Annotated in this window: 6 protein-coding genes; all 6 read right to left on the minus strand. The window is 62.4% G+C overall.

All coding sequences use genetic code 11. The features are described 5' to 3' along the window. Positions 1–26: 26 nt before the first annotated feature. The 6 genes from VJR90_01010 to VJR90_01035 all read right to left on the minus strand — a co-directional run bounded on the left by VJR90_01010 (position 27) and on the right by VJR90_01035 (position 4,291). On the minus strand, positions 27–392 hold the full coding sequence (locus tag VJR90_01010) for a calcium-binding protein (protein HKV96055.1): 366 nt from the start codon (positions 390–392) through the stop codon (positions 27–29). Then, complete coding sequence (locus VJR90_01015; GenBank protein ID HKV96056.1) at positions 389–967, minus strand: recombinase family protein; 579 nt, start codon at positions 965–967, stop codon at positions 389–391. Before VJR90_01015 ends, VJR90_01010 begins: the two co-directional genes overlap by 4 nt. Positions 968–1,077: 110 nt before the next feature. Beyond that, on the minus strand, positions 1,078–2,592 hold the full coding sequence (locus tag VJR90_01020) for an IS66 family transposase (GenBank protein HKV96057.1): 1,515 nt from the start codon (positions 2,590–2,592) through the stop codon (positions 1,078–1,080). After that, positions 2,589–3,452: a Druantia anti-phage system protein DruA gene (locus VJR90_01025; protein ID HKV96058.1), complete on the minus strand. Its 864-nt coding sequence runs from the start codon at positions 3,450–3,452 to the stop codon at positions 2,589–2,591. Before VJR90_01025 ends, VJR90_01020 begins: the two co-directional genes overlap by 4 nt. 62 nt (positions 3,453–3,514) lie before the next feature. After that, positions 3,515–3,859 (minus strand): IS66 family insertion sequence element accessory protein TnpB, encoded by a 345-nt coding sequence (tnpB, locus tag VJR90_01030; protein ID HKV96059.1) that lies wholly within the window; start codon positions 3,857–3,859, stop codon positions 3,515–3,517. 3 nt (positions 3,860–3,862) lie between these two features. Beyond that, positions 3,863–4,291: a hypothetical protein gene (locus tag VJR90_01035; GenBank protein HKV96060.1), complete on the minus strand. Its 429-nt coding sequence runs from the start codon at positions 4,289–4,291 to the stop codon at positions 3,863–3,865. Between the last annotated feature and the right edge of the window lie 76 nt (positions 4,292–4,367).

Genomic DNA, 4,367 nt, shown 5'->3' on the forward strand with positions numbered 1-4,367 from the left:
GTGAGCTTTCGGCAGCCGTGCGTAAATTACAGGCAGTAGCCCTGCGCGACCCAGTAATGCCAGTCGCCGATGGCTTCGGCGGTTGATTCGTCCGGGTCGAGGGCGCTGAGTTGCGAAAGTGGAACGGCCAGTTTCCTCCCCGACCAACGAATCTGCACGAACATGTCATGCTCGCAGGCGTCCTCAACAGCCATGCGTAACACTTCGACGGTTTCACCCTTGCGGAGCGGCGATACGGCGGTCGCGGCAACGCATCTCGCCCGGAACGGGAAGCTGATCTTGCTTTCCAGGTAGTAATACCAGCTCATCGCCTGTTCATCCGGCCCAGCATCGACGATCGCTTCGTTGTGGATGCGGTCTTCCCGCTCAGCGTCCCGCTTGGGTCTTTTCATGACCTTGCTCCCAGGATTCGGCGGACGGAGGTGCGCCCGATGCGAAGGCGGCGAGCGATTTCAGATTTGCTGACGCCGGCGCGGTGCAGTTTCTGGATTTCCGCAGCATGGACGGCCGCGGTGGCTGGTCGGCCCAGCCGTTTTCCGTTCTCGCGCGCATGTGCCAGACCGGCCCGCGTACGCTCGCGCAAGATCTCGCGTTCGAACTCAGCAAAGATTGCCAGCAGTCCGGCCATCGCCCGACCGGCGGGCGTGGTCAGATCCAGCGCCTCGGTCAGGGAAACGAAGCCGACGCCGAGATGCTCCAGTTCCTGGAGTGTCGCCAGCAGGTCAGTTACGGACCGGCCCCAACGATCCAGCCGCCAGACCAGCACCAGATCGATATCCCGGCGACGGGCTGCGTCCAGCAGTTTCTCTCTAGCCTCCCGCCGCGCTGCCCCGGAGTTCACCTCGCGGACTTGTAACCCAATCGTCCAGCCACGCCGGGACGCATACTCCCGCATGGCCCGGTTCTGCATGGCTAGTGTCTGCTGATCGTTGGTGGAAACGCGCGCATACAGGGCCGCCCGCAACATTTTCGCTGGCCTGCGTGTCTGGCCAAAAACGTGGTCGGATTTCGTCTTCTGGAGAGCCCGCTTGGGGGGCATTTCGGGATATCACTTTAGCATGGCCGGAGTCGATGGTTTTAGGCCAGCCGTTCGCGGTAGTTCCAGGGCATCCACGCGGCCGGATTCGCTGCCAGCTCGACAGCGTGGCGCTGCAACTGGCTGAGGTAGTCGAAAGCATTGACACCCGCCAGCTCGCAAGTGTGGACCAGGCTCATGAACAGATCGCCCACCTCGGAGCCGTGCAGGGTGCGGTAAAACAATGCATTCTTGCGATGCAGCACGGCGCGCTTGAGTGCGCGCTCACAGATGTTGTTGTCCAGCGGCGCACCGGCATCCCGCAGAAACGCCGTCAAGCCTTTCCAATGACGCAGAAAATACGTGATGGCCTTGCCCAAGCCCGAGTTGGGTTCGACCAGATGCTGGGCAAACTGCGCTTCCATCCACTGCTGCAGGTTTTCCATCACTGGTTTGCTGTGCTGTTGATGGAAAAGCAGCCGCTCCTGGGGCGATAGTTTGCGCTCGCGAGCTTCCGCATCATATTTATATACGTCGCCCAAAGTTTCCAGAACGTAGCGGCACGCTTCCGGGAAACTGGCCGCGACCTCGACGAACTGGCGGCGTCCGTGGGCCAGGCAGTTGGCCAGCAGAATCTGGACGCCCTCGGGCAGCACGCCACCCAGAGCAGAGGTGTTGCGCGACAAAGCATCGCTCATCTGCACCGGCGCGGCTATGCCTTCGGCGCGATGCTGGAGCACGTCCCGCAGGTTTTCGCCGGCATGCTGGCGGCCGGTGAAGTACAGCGCGATGCGCTGCCCTTGTTGCGTGGACACGATACCGCTGGTAAAGACCCCGGTCCGATCATCCGATGGCTCGCGCGCCATCTTCAGCACGCGCATGGAAGTATCATCGTTGTGCAACACTTCACCTTGGGCCGCCTGCCGGATGAACTCGTCGCGTGCGGCTTGGATCACCTCCGCCGCCTCTTCCACGATCTCCCACTGCGTGGAGGCCGGCAGCGGAATCCCCAGCAACTGTTCCAGCTTCTCCAACCGGTAAAACGGCATTCCGCTGCCGTACTTGAGTAGCGCGATCATGGCCGCCGTAGTTTCGTCGTATTTTTCCGGACCCACGCCTTCCGGCTCCGGAGCCGTGAACACTTCCCCGCACAGGTTGCAGCGCAGCCGGCCGAGCGCGTACACGGTGGCCGCCAGTGGCGCTTGCCCCATCAGACGCACGAGCACTCGCGGCTCTTGCTGCGGATATACTTTGCCTTTTCCGCAACCCGGGCAGGGGTCCCCCGGTTTCATCGTGGGATGCGGCACAGCAACCTGTTCCGCGCCGGTGTAAGAGGATGCGCGGTTGCGCCCATGGCCCGGCGGTTTATCCGGATTCGGTTTCGGCTCGGAGGTTTCAGGCTGTCCTAAAACGTCTTTGGTCTTTTCGGTGGAGCGCGGCTGCGGCAGCATGCCCGCTAAGGCGTGCAGCGCGCTTTTGAGTTTTTCGCTTTCCGATTCCGTCAGCGGCGCCTGCGTCCCACGCTCAATGATTCGGTCCAGCTCTTCCAGATTGAGGTCCAGCCGCGGCCGTTTCATGCGCTCAAGATCTCCCGGTACCGGCGATGCAAGGGCAAGGCCAGCATCTTCTTGACCGGACGCGTCTGCGCGAAGGTGGCCGCGCGATGCCCGCGGCCTTGCGTCATCCCGATCTCGATCCAGTTCGCCGCGCGATAACAGGTACCCGGAAAACGCGACGTGTCGACGAAGGTTTCCAGCCAATAAATCGGGTGCGCGTAGATCCGCTGCCAGTCTGCCGAGAGGATCCTGGCCATGCTTCCCAGCAGGTGCGAGGCCAGATGGGGAACTCGAATCCACGGCAGAATCAGAAACCGTGTGTTGTAGGCCAGCAAGTGCACGTTGCGCTCGCGCGCCAGATCGCTCCATCCCAGGTAGCGGTCCCGCAACTTGAGGTGCCGCGGCGCACTCGACCACGCCAGGCACGCGATCACCTGGCCGCGTGCTTGGACCAGATACTTGAGATGCTCGCCCACCGGCCGCTGGTAACCCAGATAATGATGTTGTTCGAGCAAGCTATTAAACAGGGCCTCTTCCGGCGTGCGCCGCACTTCCACGAGCTCCAGGGGGCCTAGCTCGTTCAACGAGCCCTCCCAGGGACGCTGTTCCATCGCCACGTGCGTGGGCCGCGCCCGTTCGGCGATGCGATTCCGCACGGTACGTTTTACCGGCGGCAACTCGATCTGCCCCGTACGATGGAGTTGGAGCAGCAATCCGCGGCACACCATGTCGCGCAGAGCTCCGTTGGCTTGCTTCCATTGCCAGATCTGGCACAGCTCCCGCGATAGTTTCCAGCGGCTCAACTCCGGACGGTCTTGGATGAGCTGCCGGATGAAGGCGATCTGTTCGCCGGTAATGCTCCGGCCCCGGTAGATCGTCATAGCAGCAGTGTGCCAGAACCGGTTTCGGAACGCAAGTAAAAAATGATCCGCTCACGACGCTTTCAAATCGGGCGCCACACCGGTGCCGCGTCAATCTGCGGATTGCCCGCCGCCAACAGCACCTGCGCCTGATGTACACGCAGGATTTTGGCTGCGTCCTCACTCTGCGGCCACCAGCGAAACCGGCCCTTCGACAGACGTTTCGTCGCCAGCCAGAATCCTTGCCCGTCGTAGACCAGAATCTTGATCGCGGTCGCGCGCCGGCTGCGGAAGATAAAGACGCTGCCCGAAAACGGATCGGCATTCAGTTTGGCGCGGCACAGCTCGGCAAGGGAGTCAATGCCTTTGCGGAAATCCACCGCCTCCACCGCCACCAGAATCCGCATCTGCGGCGTGATCGCCAGCATGACCTACGACGCGGCGAACGCGCGGATCAGTTCGGCCAGTTGGCTGGTGGCGATGCCTTTTAAATCCAGCCGCAGTTTTCCGCCGCTGGCCGATTCCACTTCCACCACACAACTGGTAGCCGTCGCTGTGCTCGCCGCCAGCAGTTCCACGAAGGCGGGCGAGGCACTCTGGTCTCTCCGCTGCCGACGCACGAACTTCGGTGACTTGGAAGCGCGAGGCTCCAAGCGATCCGTCCACTTCTGAAGGCTCGGCCGGTCCACGCCCAGCACCCGTGCCGTCGCTGCGATCCCGTCCCGCCGCGCCAGCTTCGCCGCTGCGCCCCATAACTCCCTTGGCAGACGCGCCCGCCTTATGTGGGTCTGCCGAAACTCCGCGAATCGCCGCCGTGTTTGCTCCACATCCTCGCGATAGCCCACCCCTTCCGTCGCCATGCTCTGTGCCTCCCTCTTTCAGCACAAGCTATCAGCACGGCTCAACCACAGTCACGCACGCTTACCGGAAACTCAC

It is taken from the genome of Gammaproteobacteria bacterium (assembly GCA_035279405.1).
Lineage (GTDB): Bacteria > Pseudomonadota > Gammaproteobacteria > Natronospirales > REEB76 > REEB76.